At 36.5% G+C, this 15235-nt stretch carries 11 protein-coding genes; 8 read left to right on the forward strand and 3 right to left on the reverse strand.

Annotated elements, in window-relative coordinates; genetic code table 11:
- Positions 1 to 197: 197 nt before the first annotated feature.
- The gene (locus ACGK9U_RS13575) at positions 198 to 836 is read right to left on the reverse strand and encodes an O-methyltransferase (protein WP_394466927.1); all 639 of its coding nucleotides are present in this window, start codon (positions 834 to 836) and stop codon (positions 198 to 200) included.
- Positions 837 to 1205: 369 nt separating this feature from the next.
- Positions 1206 to 3068 carry an ABC-F family ATP-binding cassette domain-containing protein gene (locus tag ACGK9U_RS13580; RefSeq protein WP_394466928.1) on the reverse strand — a complete coding sequence of 621 codons (1863 nt, stop codon included), beginning with the start codon at positions 3066 to 3068 and terminating at the stop codon, positions 1206 to 1208.
- 103 nt (positions 3069 to 3171) lie between these two features.
- Between ACGK9U_RS13580 and ACGK9U_RS13585 the strand changes: the two genes are divergently transcribed.
- The 5 genes from ACGK9U_RS13585 (at position 3172) to ACGK9U_RS13605 (ending at position 10088) form a co-directional block, all read left to right on the forward strand.
- Positions 3172 to 3969 carry a polysaccharide biosynthesis/export family protein gene (locus tag ACGK9U_RS13585; protein WP_394466929.1) on the forward strand — a complete coding sequence of 266 codons (798 nt, stop codon included), beginning with the start codon at positions 3172 to 3174 and terminating at the stop codon, positions 3967 to 3969.
- Between the two features lie 9 nt (positions 3970 to 3978).
- Positions 3979 to 6447 (forward strand): polysaccharide biosynthesis tyrosine autokinase, encoded by a 2469-nt coding sequence (locus tag ACGK9U_RS13590; protein WP_394466930.1) that lies wholly within the window; start codon positions 3979 to 3981, stop codon positions 6445 to 6447.
- A gap of 1296 nt (positions 6448 to 7743) precedes the next feature.
- Entirely contained in the window at positions 7744 to 8532 is a 789-nt protein-coding gene (gene cysQ / locus ACGK9U_RS13595) for a 3'(2'),5'-bisphosphate nucleotidase CysQ (protein ID WP_394466931.1), read from the forward strand.
- Between the two features lie 4 nt (positions 8533 to 8536).
- Positions 8537 to 9121, forward strand: a complete 585-nt coding sequence (gene cysC / locus ACGK9U_RS13600; protein ID WP_394466932.1) for an adenylyl-sulfate kinase — start codon at positions 8537 to 8539, stop codon at positions 9119 to 9121.
- Between the two features lie 655 nt (positions 9122 to 9776).
- Positions 9777 to 10088, forward strand: coding sequence for a GIY-YIG nuclease family protein (locus ACGK9U_RS13605; protein ID WP_394466933.1), 312 nt, complete (start codon positions 9777 to 9779; stop codon positions 10086 to 10088).
- A 771-nt stretch (positions 10089 to 10859) separates the two neighbouring features.
- Here ACGK9U_RS13605 and ACGK9U_RS13610 read toward each other — a convergent pair.
- Positions 10860 to 11609, reverse strand: coding sequence for a hypothetical protein (locus tag ACGK9U_RS13610; RefSeq protein ID WP_394466934.1), 750 nt, complete (start codon positions 11607 to 11609; stop codon positions 10860 to 10862).
- A gap of 704 nt (positions 11610 to 12313) precedes the next feature.
- Here ACGK9U_RS13610 and ACGK9U_RS13615 point away from each other — a divergent pair.
- The 3 genes from ACGK9U_RS13615 (at position 12314) to ACGK9U_RS13625 (ending at position 15232) form a co-directional block, all read left to right on the forward strand.
- Positions 12314 to 12517 carry a hypothetical protein gene (locus ACGK9U_RS13615; RefSeq protein ID WP_209655404.1) on the forward strand — a complete coding sequence of 68 codons (204 nt, stop codon included), beginning with the start codon at positions 12314 to 12316 and terminating at the stop codon, positions 12515 to 12517.
- 653 nt (positions 12518 to 13170) lie between these two features.
- The gene (locus ACGK9U_RS13620) at positions 13171 to 14016 is read left to right on the forward strand and encodes an ABC transporter permease (RefSeq protein ID WP_394466935.1); all 846 of its coding nucleotides are present in this window, start codon (positions 13171 to 13173) and stop codon (positions 14014 to 14016) included.
- Positions 14017 to 14020: 4 nt separating this feature from the next.
- Positions 14021 to 15232, forward strand: coding sequence for an ABC transporter ATP-binding protein (locus ACGK9U_RS13625; protein WP_394466936.1), 1212 nt, complete (start codon positions 14021 to 14023; stop codon positions 15230 to 15232).
- Positions 15233 to 15235: the final 3 nt, after the last annotated feature.

Genomic DNA, 15235 nt, shown 5'->3' on the forward strand with positions numbered 1-15235 from the left:
ATTTCCTGTCTTGCTTATTGATTCAATTTTTAATGCTGTATTCGTGAATCTTTAGATTTCAAAGTGGATCCCTGCCTTCGCAGGGATGACAATAGAGAGATTACAGGATAAAGTGGATTAGCTACGCTGAATCTTTGATTTCAAAGTGGATCCCTGCCTTCGCAGGGATGACAAATAAACAACTTTACAACAAACAACTAAACCCTGATGGTAAAATGTTCCTTAAGTTGTTCTTTTCTAAAAAAGACCAATCCCCAAAAGAAGGTATCAATAGTTACGGTTACACGTGGATGCTGTTTGATGGTTTCCCAAGCTTCCGTCATGGGTTTGGACCAGTAAATATCATCAAAAATAAAAACAGAATCGTTGTGAGCGGTTTGTAGAAGTGTTTCAAAATAACTTAAAGTCGCTTCTTTTTGATGGTTGCCATCAAAGAAGATAAGGTCGTAAGTATTTGATGTTAGTTTATTGATTGCCTCATTAAAGTTTCCGGTAATTAATTCTATGTTTTTTAACTGAAGCTTTTCAAAATTAGCTTTTGCAACCTTTGAAATATTCGGGCAACCTTCAACAGAGGTTATAGAAGCCTTAGGGTTTGCTAGACTCATAACATGTGTTGCAATGCCAAGAGAAGTTCCTAGTTCTAAAATGTTATTTGGTTTAAAATAAGTTACAAGGCGGTATAAAAGCTGCGCTCTTTTACGGGGAGTTCCAGCGTTTTTAGCAATTTCGGAAATAAAGCGTTCGCGTTGCTTGGTAGCATGAGAACCCGCACCTAAATCGGTTACCTGTATTTTATCTTCATGTTGAAGCAGTTGCTTTTTGTAAGCTGACATGTTTTTGTAAGCCTCATGTTTTGATTTATCATAAAAACATTTAGTCACTAAACTATAAACAAAAGGGGAGTGCACACCGTGTTGGTTGGTGGATTTTATCAGGAATTTTATGTATGATTTGATTTGATATAGCACTTAAGTTAAAAGTTGAAAGTTAAAAGTTGAAAGTTGAAAGTTAAAAGTTGAAAGTTAAAAGTTAAAAGTTGAAAGTAGCACTGTTATGTGATTTCTCACTTCGTTCGAAATGACAAAAGCGCTTAGTTAATTGTTTTATATGCTTCGCGACTTGACGTCTTAGAGAGAAAATTAATCTTGAGCTGTTTTTTTACTTTGTCAATCAACACTCGTAATTCAAAAATCATAATTCAATTATTCCTCCAATTTCTCTTGCAATTCCAACCAACGCATTTCTTTGGCTTCCAAATCATCAATGATTTTCTGTAAAGCTTCCGATAGTTTGTTTATTTCATCGGGCGATAAATCTGGATTGTTGAACTTGGCTTCTAATTCCTTTTTATCAAATGCTAACGAATTTAACTTGCTTTCAATATTTTTAAGTTCTTTTTCTTCGTTGTAAGACAGCTTATTGTCTTCGGTTTTTTTCCAAGCCTTTTTGTCTTTTTTATCTTCTGAAACCGCAGAAATAGCAGGTTGGCTATCTTCATACACTCTAAAATCGGTATAATTTCCAGGAAAATCTTCAATGTCGCCTTCGCCTCTAAACACAAAAAGATGGTCAATTACCTTATCCATAAAATAGCGGTCGTGCGACACTACAATCACGCACCCCGGAAAATCCATTAAGAAACTTTCCAATACGTTTAACGTTACAATGTCTAAATCGTTGGTTGGCTCATCTAGAATTAAAAAGTTGGGGTTTTGAATTAAAACCGTACATAAATACAAGCGTTTGCGTTCGCCACCACTTAGTTTTTCAACAAAATCGTATTGCTTTTTTCGGCTGAATAAAAAGCGTTCCAATAATTGTTGTGCCGAAATTTGACGGCCTTTTTTTAATGGAATGTAATCGCCAAATTCCCGAATGACATCAATAACCTTTTGCTCTGGTTTTATGGTGATACCGTTTTGGGTGTAATAGCCGAATTTTACGGTTTCACCTAAAACAACTTTTCCAGAATCGGGTTTTGTAGTTTGGGTTAAAATATTTAAAAACGTGGTTTTTCCGGTACCGTTTTTACCAATAATGCCCACACGTTCGCCATTTTTAAACAGGTATTCAAAATTTTTAAGAATGACTTTGTCCTTATACGATTTTGATACGTTGTGGAACTCTACCACTTTGCTGCCCAAGCGTTCCATGTTAAGCTCTAATTGGACTTCGTGGTCGTTACGGCGTTGGCTGGCTCGGTGTTTTATATCATGAAAATCGTCTATTCTAGACTTTGATTTGGTAGTTCTAGCTTTGGGTTGGCGGCGCATCCATTCCAGCTCCTTTTTAAAAAGTTGTTTGGCTTTGCCTGTTTCTACTTCGGTTTGTTCAATCCTAGCTTCGCGCTTTTCAAGATAATAGGAGTAGTTGCCTTTGTAGCTGTATAGTTGCCCTTCGTCCAATTCAATAATTTCGTTGCACACGCGCTCTAAAAAGTAGCGGTCGTGGGTTACCATAAAAAGCGTGATGTTTTCTTTGGCAAAAAAGGCTTCAAGCCATTCAATCATTTCTAAATCCAAATGGTTGGTAGGCTCATCTAAAATCAATAAATCGGGTTTGTTTATTAAGGCATTAGCCAATGATAAACGTTTTTTTTGTCCACCAGAAAGCGCACCCACTTTCATGGTTAAATCTTCAAGTTTTAATTTGAAAAGAATTTGCTTGTATTGCGTTTCAAAATCCCAAGCTTGGTGGAGTTCCATTTGTTCGAATGCTTTTTGGTAGGCATCGGAATCTTCAGGGTTTAACAGTGCATGCTCATAGTTTAAAATAACTTTTAAAATAGGATTGTCACTAGCGAAAATGGTTTCTTCAACTGTTAGATTTTTATCTAGTTTTGGGTCTTGCGAAAGGAAAGATACTTTAATATCCTTTCGGTAAATAACATTGCCGGCATCCGCATCATCTTCTCCGGAAATGATATTTAGAATGGACGTTTTACCTGTTCCGTTTTTAGCAACAAAGGCTATTTTCTGGTCTTTATGTACACTAAAGGACAGGTTTTCGAAAAGTGTAAGCTCTCCGTAAGATTTCGATATATTTTCAACAGTTAAATAATTCAAAAGGCTATTTTTTATGCAAAGAACGTATAAAAAACCAAAAATTCAGTGATAAGTTTTATTGTTCATTTTGAAAAGTTATATTTGTGATAAATCTATTACCCCTATGATGAAACAAATATTCCTGTTTATTTGTATAGCAATCAGTGTTTTATGTTCTTCGTGTATCACCAATAAAGATGTTGTTTATTTACAAGATAAAGGTACGGTCAAAATCGATTCTTTATCAATAAAAGAATTAGCAAAGCCATATAGAGTTCAAGTTAATGATATTTTAAGTATTAACGTAAAAGCCTTAGATAACGAACTTACCGCCATTTTTAATCCCGTAGCAACTACTAATACCAGTGGTTCGCAAGGGCAATCGGGACTTTATTTTAATGGTTTCACGGTAGATTTACACGGTAATATTAAATTTCCTATTCTTGGAGAAATAAATGTGCTAGGTTATACCGTTACCGAGATTGAAGCCTTAGTTAAAGACGCGCTTTTGAAGGAATACTTTAAAGAAACTGCCGAGTTATTTGTAACCGTTAAATTGGCAGGGTTGCGATATACCACCATAGGTGAAGTTGGTACCGGTGTGCATACGCTGTTTCAAGACCGTGTAAACATTCTTGAGGCCTTGGCAAATGCAGGGGATATTAGGCCTACTGGCAATAGAAGGGATGTTTTGATTATCAGGCAGTACCCAGATGGCCAAAAAATACACCATATAAATTTAACCGATATTGCGGCCATGGATTCGCCCTATTATTATATTCAACCAAATGATATTATATTAGTGAAACCAATGAAACGTAAGGCTTTGGGAGCAGGACAAACCGCTATCCAAAATATTACAGCCGTAGCCTCCATATTGTCTGTGTTGGTATCCACCTATTTTTTAACTCGAAATCTTTAAATTTACATTATGATTGAAGAATTTGAAGTTTCAGAGCCGGGTGCACATAGTTTCGACATCAAAAAGTTTTTATTCAGGGCATTAAGCTATTGGAAGTTTTTCATAATACTTTTAGCTATAGGTGTTTTCTTTGTATATCAGCAAAATATACGGGAGGAGTTTTCATATCGCTTGGGAACTAAAATTTCTATTGAAGATGATAGAAATCCACTCTTTACCTCCAATACCAGTTTAACCTTTAACTGGGGCGGTGTTACGGCAAAATTGCAAACTATTTTAGTTACCTTAAAATCGAGATCGCACCATGAAAAAGTAGTTGACCGCTTAGAATTTTATAAAAGCTATTTAAAGCAAGGACGTTTTAGAATGCAGGATATTTATAAAGCAGCTCCTTTTCGGTTTAACCACGATTACAACTTTCCCCAACTTTTAAACATCCCCATAAAAATCACGTTTTTAGATGCCAATTCGTATGAGTTGGAAGTGGTATTTGAAAATCCAAGAGTACAAGTTCAAAATTACATCACCAAAAATATATCCAGTGTTGATGTGCCCGTTGGTACTTTTAAGCAACCATTTAAAGTAGGCGATTCTATAAACCTTCCCTTTTTAAAGGGTGTTATTAATTTAGTGGAAAACCCAAAAGTAACCATAGGCACCCCGCTTTTTATACAGTTCAGTAGTTTTGATGGTACTGTTGCTAGCTACCAAGCACGCACAGGCGTAGAGAATACCAATAGCTCCCCTATATTGGATATTACACTTATTGATAAAAACACTGAAAAGATTGTTGATTATTTAAATGGGGTGATTGCTGTATTGAGTGAAGACCAACTGAACAGAAAAAACCAGTATGCTACCAATGCCATTGCATTTATAGATGAACAAATAGCTAGAGTTGGAGGCGAATTGACCGATAATGCTGAAGCTTTAAACGATTATAGAAAGAAGAACAAAATATACAGTCTTGATGGGGAAAGTGGACAGCTTAATGATAAGCTTAATAAATTCGAGTCGGAAAAAGAATCCATAACACGACAGTTAAATTACTATTCCAATCTTAAAAATTATTTATTAACCAGTAGCTCGTTTACTGAAATTCCGGCACCTTCCATCGCTGGAATTAGTGATGCCAATATTTTAGGAAACGTTTCCAAAATAAATGACCTTTCTGTTGAAAAGTCAAAATTACAATACTCCGTACGTAGCGACGCTTCTGTTTTTAATGATTTAAACCGTCAAATAGAGGGTTTGAAAAATGTGCTATTGGAAAACATCAGTTCGGTGACCAGTGGTTTAAAAAGAGAATTAAGCACGGCCAATTCTAACCTGGCCACTATAGAATCCCAATTTAGCAAATTGCCAGAAGACCAACAGCAATTAATAACCATTAAGCGCCAATATGCTTTAAGTGAACAAACCTATAATGCGTTTTTAGCCAAACGTGGCGAAGCACAAATGATAAAAGCATCCAATGTGTCGGATATTCTAATAATTGATCATGCTAAAAATACGGGAGCCACTGTTTTGGGTAGAAACTTGAATGTGCGCTATATATTTGCGCTTTTTGCAGCCTTGCTTATTCCATTATTACTAGCCTTTGTTTTAACACTTATAGATAACAATATTCACAGTCCTATGGATGTGGAACAATTATCGACCATACCCATTGTAGGCGTTGTAAGTAAGAATACCCTGGACAATAATCTCGTAGTCCATAGAAAACCAAAATCGGCCGTAGCTGAGTCTTTTCGCGCCATTCGTTCTAATTTACAGTATTATTACAAATTACAAAAAGACGGCAGTGATGGCACTAAAACATTACTGGTAACATCGTCGGTAAGTGGCGAAGGAAAAACATTTTGTTCTATTAATGTTGCCACGGTTTTTGCCCTAAGTGGAAAGAAAACCATTCTAGTAGGATTGGATCTTAGAAAACCAAAGATTTTTGGTGATTTTGGTATTAAAAATGATATTGGGGTCGTTAATTATTTAATCGGTCAAGCATCTTTAGATGCGGTTATTCAGCATACCGAAATTGAGTTTTTAGATGTTATTACCTCTGGACCCATACCACCAAATCCTTCTGAGTTATTAATTAGTGATAAGCTAAACGAGTTGATGACCGTTTTAAAAACCAAGTACGACTATATCATTTTAGACACACCTCCCATTGGTTTGGTAGCAGATGCTTTAGAGCTTATAGACCATGTAGATGCTTCGTTGTATGTTATAAGACAAGATTATACCAAACGTCAGATGCTTAATTTTATTAACGAGAAATATAAAACCAAGCAAATTAAGAACATCAGTATTGTTTACAATGGCTACGACCAAAAGGCTAAGTATGGCTATGGCTATGGTTATGGTTATGGCTATGGTTATGGCTATGGTAATTATTCCAATGGTTATCATGAAAGCCTGACATCTAAATCGGGGTTGTTTAGTAAATTGAAGCGCTTTTTTAGATTGGGGTGAGGTTTGTTGTTGATTTGTTGAGTCGTTTAGTTGTTGATTTGTTGAGGTGGTTAGTCGTTGATTTGTTGATTTGTTGAGGTGTTTGGTTGTTTTTGAGTTTATGGTTTATAAGATTATGGTTTATTGGGTTTTAAGTGGATTAGCTACGCTGAATCTTCGATTTTCTGCCTGCGCAGGGATGACAAAAGGATCCCTGCCTTTACTTCGACTGCGCTTAGTATAAACTACGGGATGACTAAAGTTTAATTTTGTTGTTGAGGTGTTTAGGTGTTTATTTGTTTAGTCGTTTAGTTGTTGAGGTGTTTATTTGTTGATTTGTTGAGGTGTTTGGTTGTTTTTGAGTTTATGGTTTATAAGTTTATGGTTTATTGGGTTTTAAGTGGATTAGCTACGCTGAATCTTCGATTTCCTGCCTGCGCAGGGATGACAAAAGGATCCCTGCCTTTACTTCGACTGCGCTTAGTATAAACTACGGGATGACTAAAGTTTAATTTTGTTGTTGAGTTGTTTGGTTCTCGATACAAATTTGTTCGTTCCTCACAAATTCACTCGAAGTGACAAATTTGTTGATTTGTTAATTTGTAGAGTTGTTGAGGTGTTTGGTTGTTTTTGAGTTTATGGTTTATAAGTTTATGGTTTATTGGGTTTTAAGTGGATTAGCTACGCTGAATCTTCGATTTCCTGCCTGCGCAGGGATGACAAAAGGAACCCTGCCTTTACTTCGACTGCGCTTAGTATGAACTACGGTATGACTAAAGTTTAATTTTGTTGTTGAGGTGTTGAGTTGATTGCTTCTCGATACAAATTTGTTCCGTTGCACTTCACAAATTCACTCGAAGGGACAGGGTGGGGACTAAAGGTTTGGTGTTGATTTGTTGATTTGTTGATTTGTTGAGGTGTTTGGTTGTTTTGAGTTTATGGTTTATAAGTTTATGGTTTATTGGGTTTTAAGTGGATCCCTGCCTGCGCAGGGATGACAAAAGGATCCCTGAAATACTGAAACAAGTTCAGCACAAGCGAGTGCAGGGTGACAAGACCGAAGGGAGGCAGGGTGACAAGATTGAAGACCCTGAAACAAGTTCAGGGTGACAAGACCGAAGGGTAAGGGTGACAAGTACGAAAGGAGGCAAGGTGACAAGTAAGAAAGGAGGTAGGTGTTACAAAAAGCACCACCTTTGATGGGTAAAAGATAGTTCTACGTTTGCTTTTTGATTATAGAATGTCTATTAATTTTAAGGCATTAAAAGGCCATAAAATAAAATGATTTGAGAAAAAGGACGATGCCATTATAAAACAATGAATATATTACTTTTAACAGCTATTAAAGCTGCGATACATGCAGGCGCAGACATCATGAACATCTATTCTGATGATTTTGAGGTGACTTTAAAGTCGGATTATTCTCCTTTAACCATCGCCGATGAGAATGCCAATGTTGTAATTAACTCCTATTTAGAAAAAACAGCGATTCCCATCATAAGCGAGGAAAACAAACAAACACCTTTCAGTACACGGAAAAACTGGGACACCTGTTGGATGGTTGACCCATTGGATGGTACCAAAGAATTCATCAAACGCAATGGTGAGTTTACTGTAAACATCGCCCTCATTAAAAACAACGCGCCCGTTTTAGGGGTTATATACATTCCTGTTTCTAAAACCTTGTATTATGCCGAAGTGTCTCATAATAAGGCTTATAAAATCGAGTTGAATGCTCATGAGTTTACTGAAGAGGTATTAAAAAACAGTATAGCAATAGCTCCTAAAAAAAGTAACAACAACCAAATAACGATCGTGGGAAGTCGCTCGCATAAAAGTGAAGCAACCCATGCTTTTATTCAAAGTTTAGAAGCCCATGGAAACGACGTTCGTTTAGTTTCAAAAGGAAGTTCTTTAAAATTTTGTTTGGTAGCTGAAGGTCATGCTAACATCTATCCCCGGTTTGCACCTACCATGGAGTGGGATACCGCAGCAGGACATGCTATTTGTAATGCCGTAGGTTTAAACGTGATGCAAGTTGATAAAAATGAGGCGTTGTGTTATAATAAAGAAAACTTGTTAAACCCTTATTTTATAATTCAATAAAAGGATGAAAAACAATAAAGAGCAGCGCTATACCATTAATAGGCAGCATCGGACACTCATTAACAAACACAAGCCTTGTTTAATCTGGTTTACTGGTTTGTCGGGTTCTGGTAAATCTACCATTGCTAATTTACTGGAAAAAGAATTGCACAAGCAACAGATTCACACCTATACCTTAGATGGCGATAATTTAAGACGCGGGTTAAACAAAGATTTATTGTTTACTAAAGAAGACCGTGTTGAAAATTTAAGACGTACCACCGAAGTAGCTAAATTATTTATAGATGCTGGCTTGGTGGTTATAGCAGCGTTTATTTCGCCATACCATAAAATACGGGAAGACATCAAAGCGATTGTAGGTAGCGATTATTATATTGAGGTATTTGTAAATACTCCCTTAGAGGTCTGCGAGCAACGCGATATTAAAGGTTTGTATAAAAGAGCACGTGCTGGGGAGATTAAAAACTTTACGGGTATCAGTTCGCCTTTTGAGGTTCCTGTGGATCCTACCATAGAGATTGAAACGGTTAAGGAAAGTCCGGAAGAGGCTGTTGCTAAGATTTTAGAGGTTTTGAAGGGACGGTTGTGAGGTTGTTTATTTGTTTAGTTGTTTATTTGTTTAGGTGTTGAGTTGTTTAGTCGTTTAGTTGTTGAGTTGTTGAGTTGTTTAGTTGGATGAGATTCCGAAATAAATTCGGAATGACAATACATAATTGATTTGTCATGCTGAACCTGTTTCAGCATCTAGTTTAAATTTGGATGAGACCCTTCGGCAGACTCAGGGTGACAAGTTCTAACAAAGTTTAGTACAGGCGAGCTCAGGGTGACGGGATGGTCGTTTAGGTGTTTAGTTGTTGAGGTGTTTGGTTGTTTTTGAGTTTATGGTTTATAAGTTTATGGTTTATTGGGTTTTAAGTGGATTAGCTACGCTGAATCTTCGATTTCCTGCCTACGCAGGGATGACAGAAGGGTTTAAATGAGGTTCTTGTCTTTACTTCGACTTCGCTCAGTATAAACTCTGGGATGACAAATCAATACAAGATTTAAACTTCGTAAGGCTCCTTTTACCCCAAGGTTATAGACTTTAAAATGATTATTATTCAATAAAATAACACTAGTTTTACTAGCATAGAATTAATAAAACTTAAACATATAACGAGTTACACCTAGTGGTTATTCTCAAAATTTTATCTTTTTGTCATTCCTGCGAAAGCAGGAATCCACTAGTTAGTTAAAACATACACATGTACAAAACCATTCATCAATATTACCTTTATATATTAACGAATAAAACTTGTGGTACGCTTTATATTGGGGTAACAAATGATTTAGAACGTAGAATGTTTGAACATAAAAATAAGCTGGTTAAGGGTTTTACTCAAAAATACGGCTTGAACAAGTTATTATATTTTGAAACATTTCAATATGTAAACGATGCTATTGTTAGGGAAAAGAATATGAAGAAATGGAAGCGTCAATGGAAAATTGATTTGATTGAAAAAGAAAATCCTAATTGGCAAGATTTGTCTAAAGATTGGATTTATTTGAAAGAATAATGATAAGAAGATAGTAGTGGATCCCTCCTGCGCAGGGATGACAAAAGGATCCCTGCCTTTACTTCGACTGCGCTTAGTATAAACTACGGGATGACTAAAGTTTAATTTTGTTGTTTAGGTGTTGAGTTGATTGCTTCTCGATACAAATTTGTTCGTGCCTTACAAATTCACTCGAAGTGACAAATTTGTTGATTTGTTTAGTCGTTTAGTCGTTTAGTCGTTTAGTCGTTTAGGTGTTTAGTTGTTGAGGTGTTTAGTTGTTTTTGAGTTTATGGTTTATAAGTTTATGGTTTATTGGGTTTTAAGTGGATTAGCTACGCTGAATCTTCGATTTCCTGCCTGCGCAGGGATGACAAAAGGATCCCTGCCTTTACTTCGACTGCGCTTAGTATAAACTACGGGATGACTAAAGTTTAATTTTGTTGTTGAGGTGTTGAGTTGATTGCTTCTCGATACAAATTTGTTCGTGCCTTACAAATTCACTCGAAGTGACAAATTTGTTGAGTCGTTGATTTGTTTAGTCGTTTAGTCGTTTAGGTGTTTAGTTGTTTAGTCGTTTAGTTGTTCTGCTGTTCCTTACTTTGTCATGCTGAATTTATTTCAGCATCTAGTTAAAGTTGGATGAGACCCTGAAATACTGAAACAAGTTCAGCACAAGCGAGTTCAGGGTGACAAGATCGAAGGGGTAGGGAGACAAGTAAGAAAGGAGGTAGGGGTACAAAAAAGCACCACCTTTGATGGGTAAAAGATGGTGCTACGTTTGCTTTTTGTTTAAAGAATGTCTACTAATTTTAAGGCATTAAACGCGCCATTGTTTAGGGCGTATTGTAAGCCATTTACTTCTTGATAAAATGCTACTTTAAGGAAATACATTTTATTTCCTGTTCCAGTAGGTACTGCCGCTGGCGTTAATGTTACCGGCGTGTTTGTGTTGTCGATAGGCAGATTAAGCGTTGGGCTAACTTGTAGGTCTTTTATATCTGTACTGAAATCGATGTCTAAAAACCCAGCTATTAGACTTACATGTGTGCTGCCTTGGGGCGCATTTAGGTTTTGAGAGGGAATAAATTCTGCCATACTAATGGCTCCCGTGGCGGTGTTCAACGTGTAGTCTGATAGCAGTACACTGCTTAAAATGGCATTGTTATTAAAGTTAAATCCGTTTAATGCCAATTTGCCTAATGGTGTGGCAAGACCTATGGCTACTTGTCGTTGGCCTCTGGGTGAGGTGGTGTCTGCATCTTTAACTTTTGTCATCGTTTGGGTTAAACGCGATGTGACCAAATCGTCTTTAGCATCGGTTAAGAGGTCTAAAATACTTCGACGGAGTTGTTTTCCGCTGGAGGCTGCATGACCAAATTCGGAACCGTTTTCCCTGGTTCGCGCATAGGCTGGGTCGGTTTTAATACGTTTGGCACTCACGCCACCTTTTGTTTTTACTAAATACCCTTCTTTGCCCTTGTAAAAGGTAAGATTGTCTAGGGTGCCTTCAATCTTAATAAAGCTGTTTAATTTTGCCATGATTTGGGGTTTTATGTTCCGTTCTTTTTTTTAGGAACTGGTTTAGGCTTTACTACCGCTTTGGTAGCTTTTGTTGGGGTAAACATACTGTGTTTTTTGTTTTCATGTTTTTTGATTTGGCTTTAAACTGTCTTTTTTTCGTGATAGGTCGTTTTTTGCTTTTTTGTGGGGCTTTTGGTTGTTTTTTCTGCTTTTTTAGCTTTTTGTGGGTTTGTGCATTATTGCTGTTGGCATGCTTTATCCATGCTTTATCCATGCTTTAGGCATACGTGAGGTGTGGGGGTGGTGTTGAGTTGTTGAGTCGTTGAGTTGTTGAGGTGTTGGGTTGTTGAGTTGTTGAGTTGTTGGGTTGTTTAGGTGTTTAGGTGTTGAGTTGTTTTTGAGTTTATGGTTTATAAGTTTATGGTTTATTGGGTTTTAAGTGGATCCCTGCCTGCGCAGGGATGACAAAAGGATCCCTGCCTTTACTTCGACTGGGCTCAGTATAAACTAGGGGATGGCAAGTGAGGTTGAATGAGATCCCTGCCTGCGCAGGGATTAATTTGTTATTTTTACTTACAATAACTTGTTTTTTGTATTAAAATTTGTATTATTATTGTAAAGTGATTTATTAATGTGCGTTTGTAGGTTATTTTAATGATGTGTAACCGCTTCCTAGTTAATGTATTACTTGTGTTTTGTGTATCGTTTAACCAATTTGTTTTATGCATCGAATTTGTATTTATTCCCAAGATATTATTTGGATTACGGGACGAAGTGAACGTTATGCGCAAGAAGTGATGCGCGATATTCGTTTGTTGTATCATAAAGATCGGCACCAACATGTTACTATTGCCGAGGCTTGTGCTTATTTGGGCTTGCCTTATGAGGATGTTTTTAATATGATTAATGGGATTAAGGTTGGGTAGGTGTTTAGTTGTTGATTTGTTTATTTGTTGATTTGTTTGGGTGTTGAGTCGTTGAGTTGTTTGGGTGTCTTATCGCACGTTCGTTTGTTATGCTGTTTCTTGCTTTGTCATGCTGAATTTATTTCAGCATCTAGTTCATTTAGAGTTTTGTTTCCATAAGGTATAGATTCCGAAATACTGAAATGAATTCAGCACAGGCGAGTTCGGAATGACAAAAAAGGGTGTGAGGTGTTTAGTTGTTTAGTTGTTGAGTCGTTAAGGTGTTAAGTTGTTGGCTTCTCGATACAAATTTGTTTGTGCCTCACAAATTCACTCGGACTTCGACAAGCTCAGTCTGACGGTTGAGTAGGACTTCGACAGGCTCAGTCTGACAATGGTTCTCGATACGATTTTCTTATGTTTTGAAAATTACTTGGACTTCGATACAGGAACAAGTTCAGCACAAGCAGGCTCAGTCTGACAAGACAATACTGAATTTTTGTGTATGTGTTTTGGTATCTAGCTTTAATTTATTTTTACTCCTAAAGTTTGTTGGGATGGCAAATTTTACTACAATTGATTTTTTTCAAAACATTTACCTGTTTATATTTACTCTTTTTAACAGATGTCCTATTCTAAATTTCAGGACATGCTGTAAATTGCCCAAAGAATCTATGTCGTTAGAAACCAAAATATATCAAAAGGAAAATAAAATAAGCTTACTTAATTTGCTAAAGGAAACTTTAAGTGATACAAGGCGTTCCCTATATCTGGCAAAGCAGTTAACGGTTCGAGATATAAAAGCACAATACCGGCAATCGTATTTTGGTATTATTTGGGCCTTTGTGGCACCCTTAACCACGGCTTTTGTTTGGATTTTCTTAAACTATACCGGCACTATAAAACTCACCGATACAGGGATACCCTATCCTGTGTATGCTTTTTCGGGTACCCTTATCTGGTCTATTATTAATAGTTCTATAAGCATGCCCCTTAGTAGTACTAATGCTTCTAAAGGTATTATGGCCAAAATAAACTTTCCCAAAGAAGCGCTTATTGTTTCGGGTGTTTATAGGCTACTGTTTGACAGTAGTATTAAAATTGTGTTGCTATTGGCCTTTGTGTTTCTTTTTGGTGTAGGGTTTCATGTGTCGTTACTTTTATTGCCACTGGCTATTTTGGGAGCTATGTTGGTTGGTGTTACCATTGGTTTGTTTATTACCCCTTTGGGAATGTTGTATACTGATGTGATGCGGTTGGTTTCTATGGGTTTAAGTTTAATGATGTACTTAACTCCCGTTGTGTATGTTATTCCAAAAACAGGGTTTTTAAAAACGGTTATGGAGTTGAATCCTTTTTCTGCACTTGTTGTAACTTCTAGAGATTTTATAGTAGGTACAGAACCGGCCTTTTTACAATATTATATTTGGATTTTATTAGCGTGTATCCCATTGTTTCTTTTGGGCTTGATTTTTTATAGAATATCCATCCCTATATTTTTAGAACGTATGAGTGCTTAAGTTTATGAAAGAAAACGATGTTTTAGTTAGGGCAGAAGGCGTCTCAAAAAAATTCTGCAAAGATTTAAAAACCGGTCTTTGGTACGGTGTGCAAGACTTGGTGGCAAATATTTGGGGCAATAAAAACGTTCGAGAACTGCGCGATAAAGAATTTTGGGCTGTTAAAGACATCAATTTTGAATTGCGCCGTGGCGAATGCTTGGGCTTGATAGGGCATAATGGCGCTGGAAAAAGTACTTTGCTTAAAATATTAAATGGTTTAATAAAACCCGATGCGGGAAAAGTAACTATTAAAGGACGGGTTGGCGCGCTTATAGAATTAGGAGCAGGGTTTAACCCCATTTTAAGCGGGCGTGAGAATATTTATAATAATGGAGCTGTTTTAGGCTTTACCCGAAAGGAAATTGATGTCAAAATAGAGGCCATCATCGACTTTGCTGAAATACGCGAGTTTATAGACATGCCCGTGCTACACTATAGTAGTGGTATGAAAGTGCGTTTGGGTTTTGCTGTAGCCGCCCAAATGGAACCTGATGTATTGATTATTGATGAGGTTTTGGCGGTTGGCGATTTGGGTTTTATATTAAAATGTTTTAAGCGTATAGATACCATTTTACCCCATACAGCTATTATTTTTGTATCGCACAGTATGCCTATGGTATCGCGTATTTGCAGCCAAATTATATTGATGGAGCATGGATTAGCCAATTTTCAGGGAGAACATGTGTCTCGAGGGATTGATCTATATTATAATAAATTTATAACAAATGAAGATCCACAGGTTGTCTTCACGGACAATTCTGTTGAATTAAAAGAGGCGTGGATTGAAGGTGTAAATAAAATAAACAATATCTATCCCATTCCCTGGGGGCATACTGTAAATTTAAGTTTTACAATTAAGAATAAAAGCTTGTCTAAAATCCCTTATATTTCATTGGCAATTTATGATAAAGAGCAAAGAGCCATAGCAGAAATATTAGCTGATGAACAAGATTTGAAAATATTAAATAATACTAACGATATTACCTTTACTTTTCAGTTAAATAATGTTTATTTATCAAAAGGAGTTTATAACATCACGCTTACTGTTTCTGAAGACTTTGGTTTTAATGTTTATTACAAGATTCATAAAGTGATTACCATAAAAATTAAGCACGAAAAGCAAATATGGACACCACTTTTAATGGACTCAAAGTTAATAAGTGTTAAGTATTAATTG

Source organism: Mariniflexile sp. HNIBRBA6329, assembly GCF_043558645.1.
GTDB lineage: Bacteria > Bacteroidota > Bacteroidia > Flavobacteriales > Flavobacteriaceae > Mariniflexile.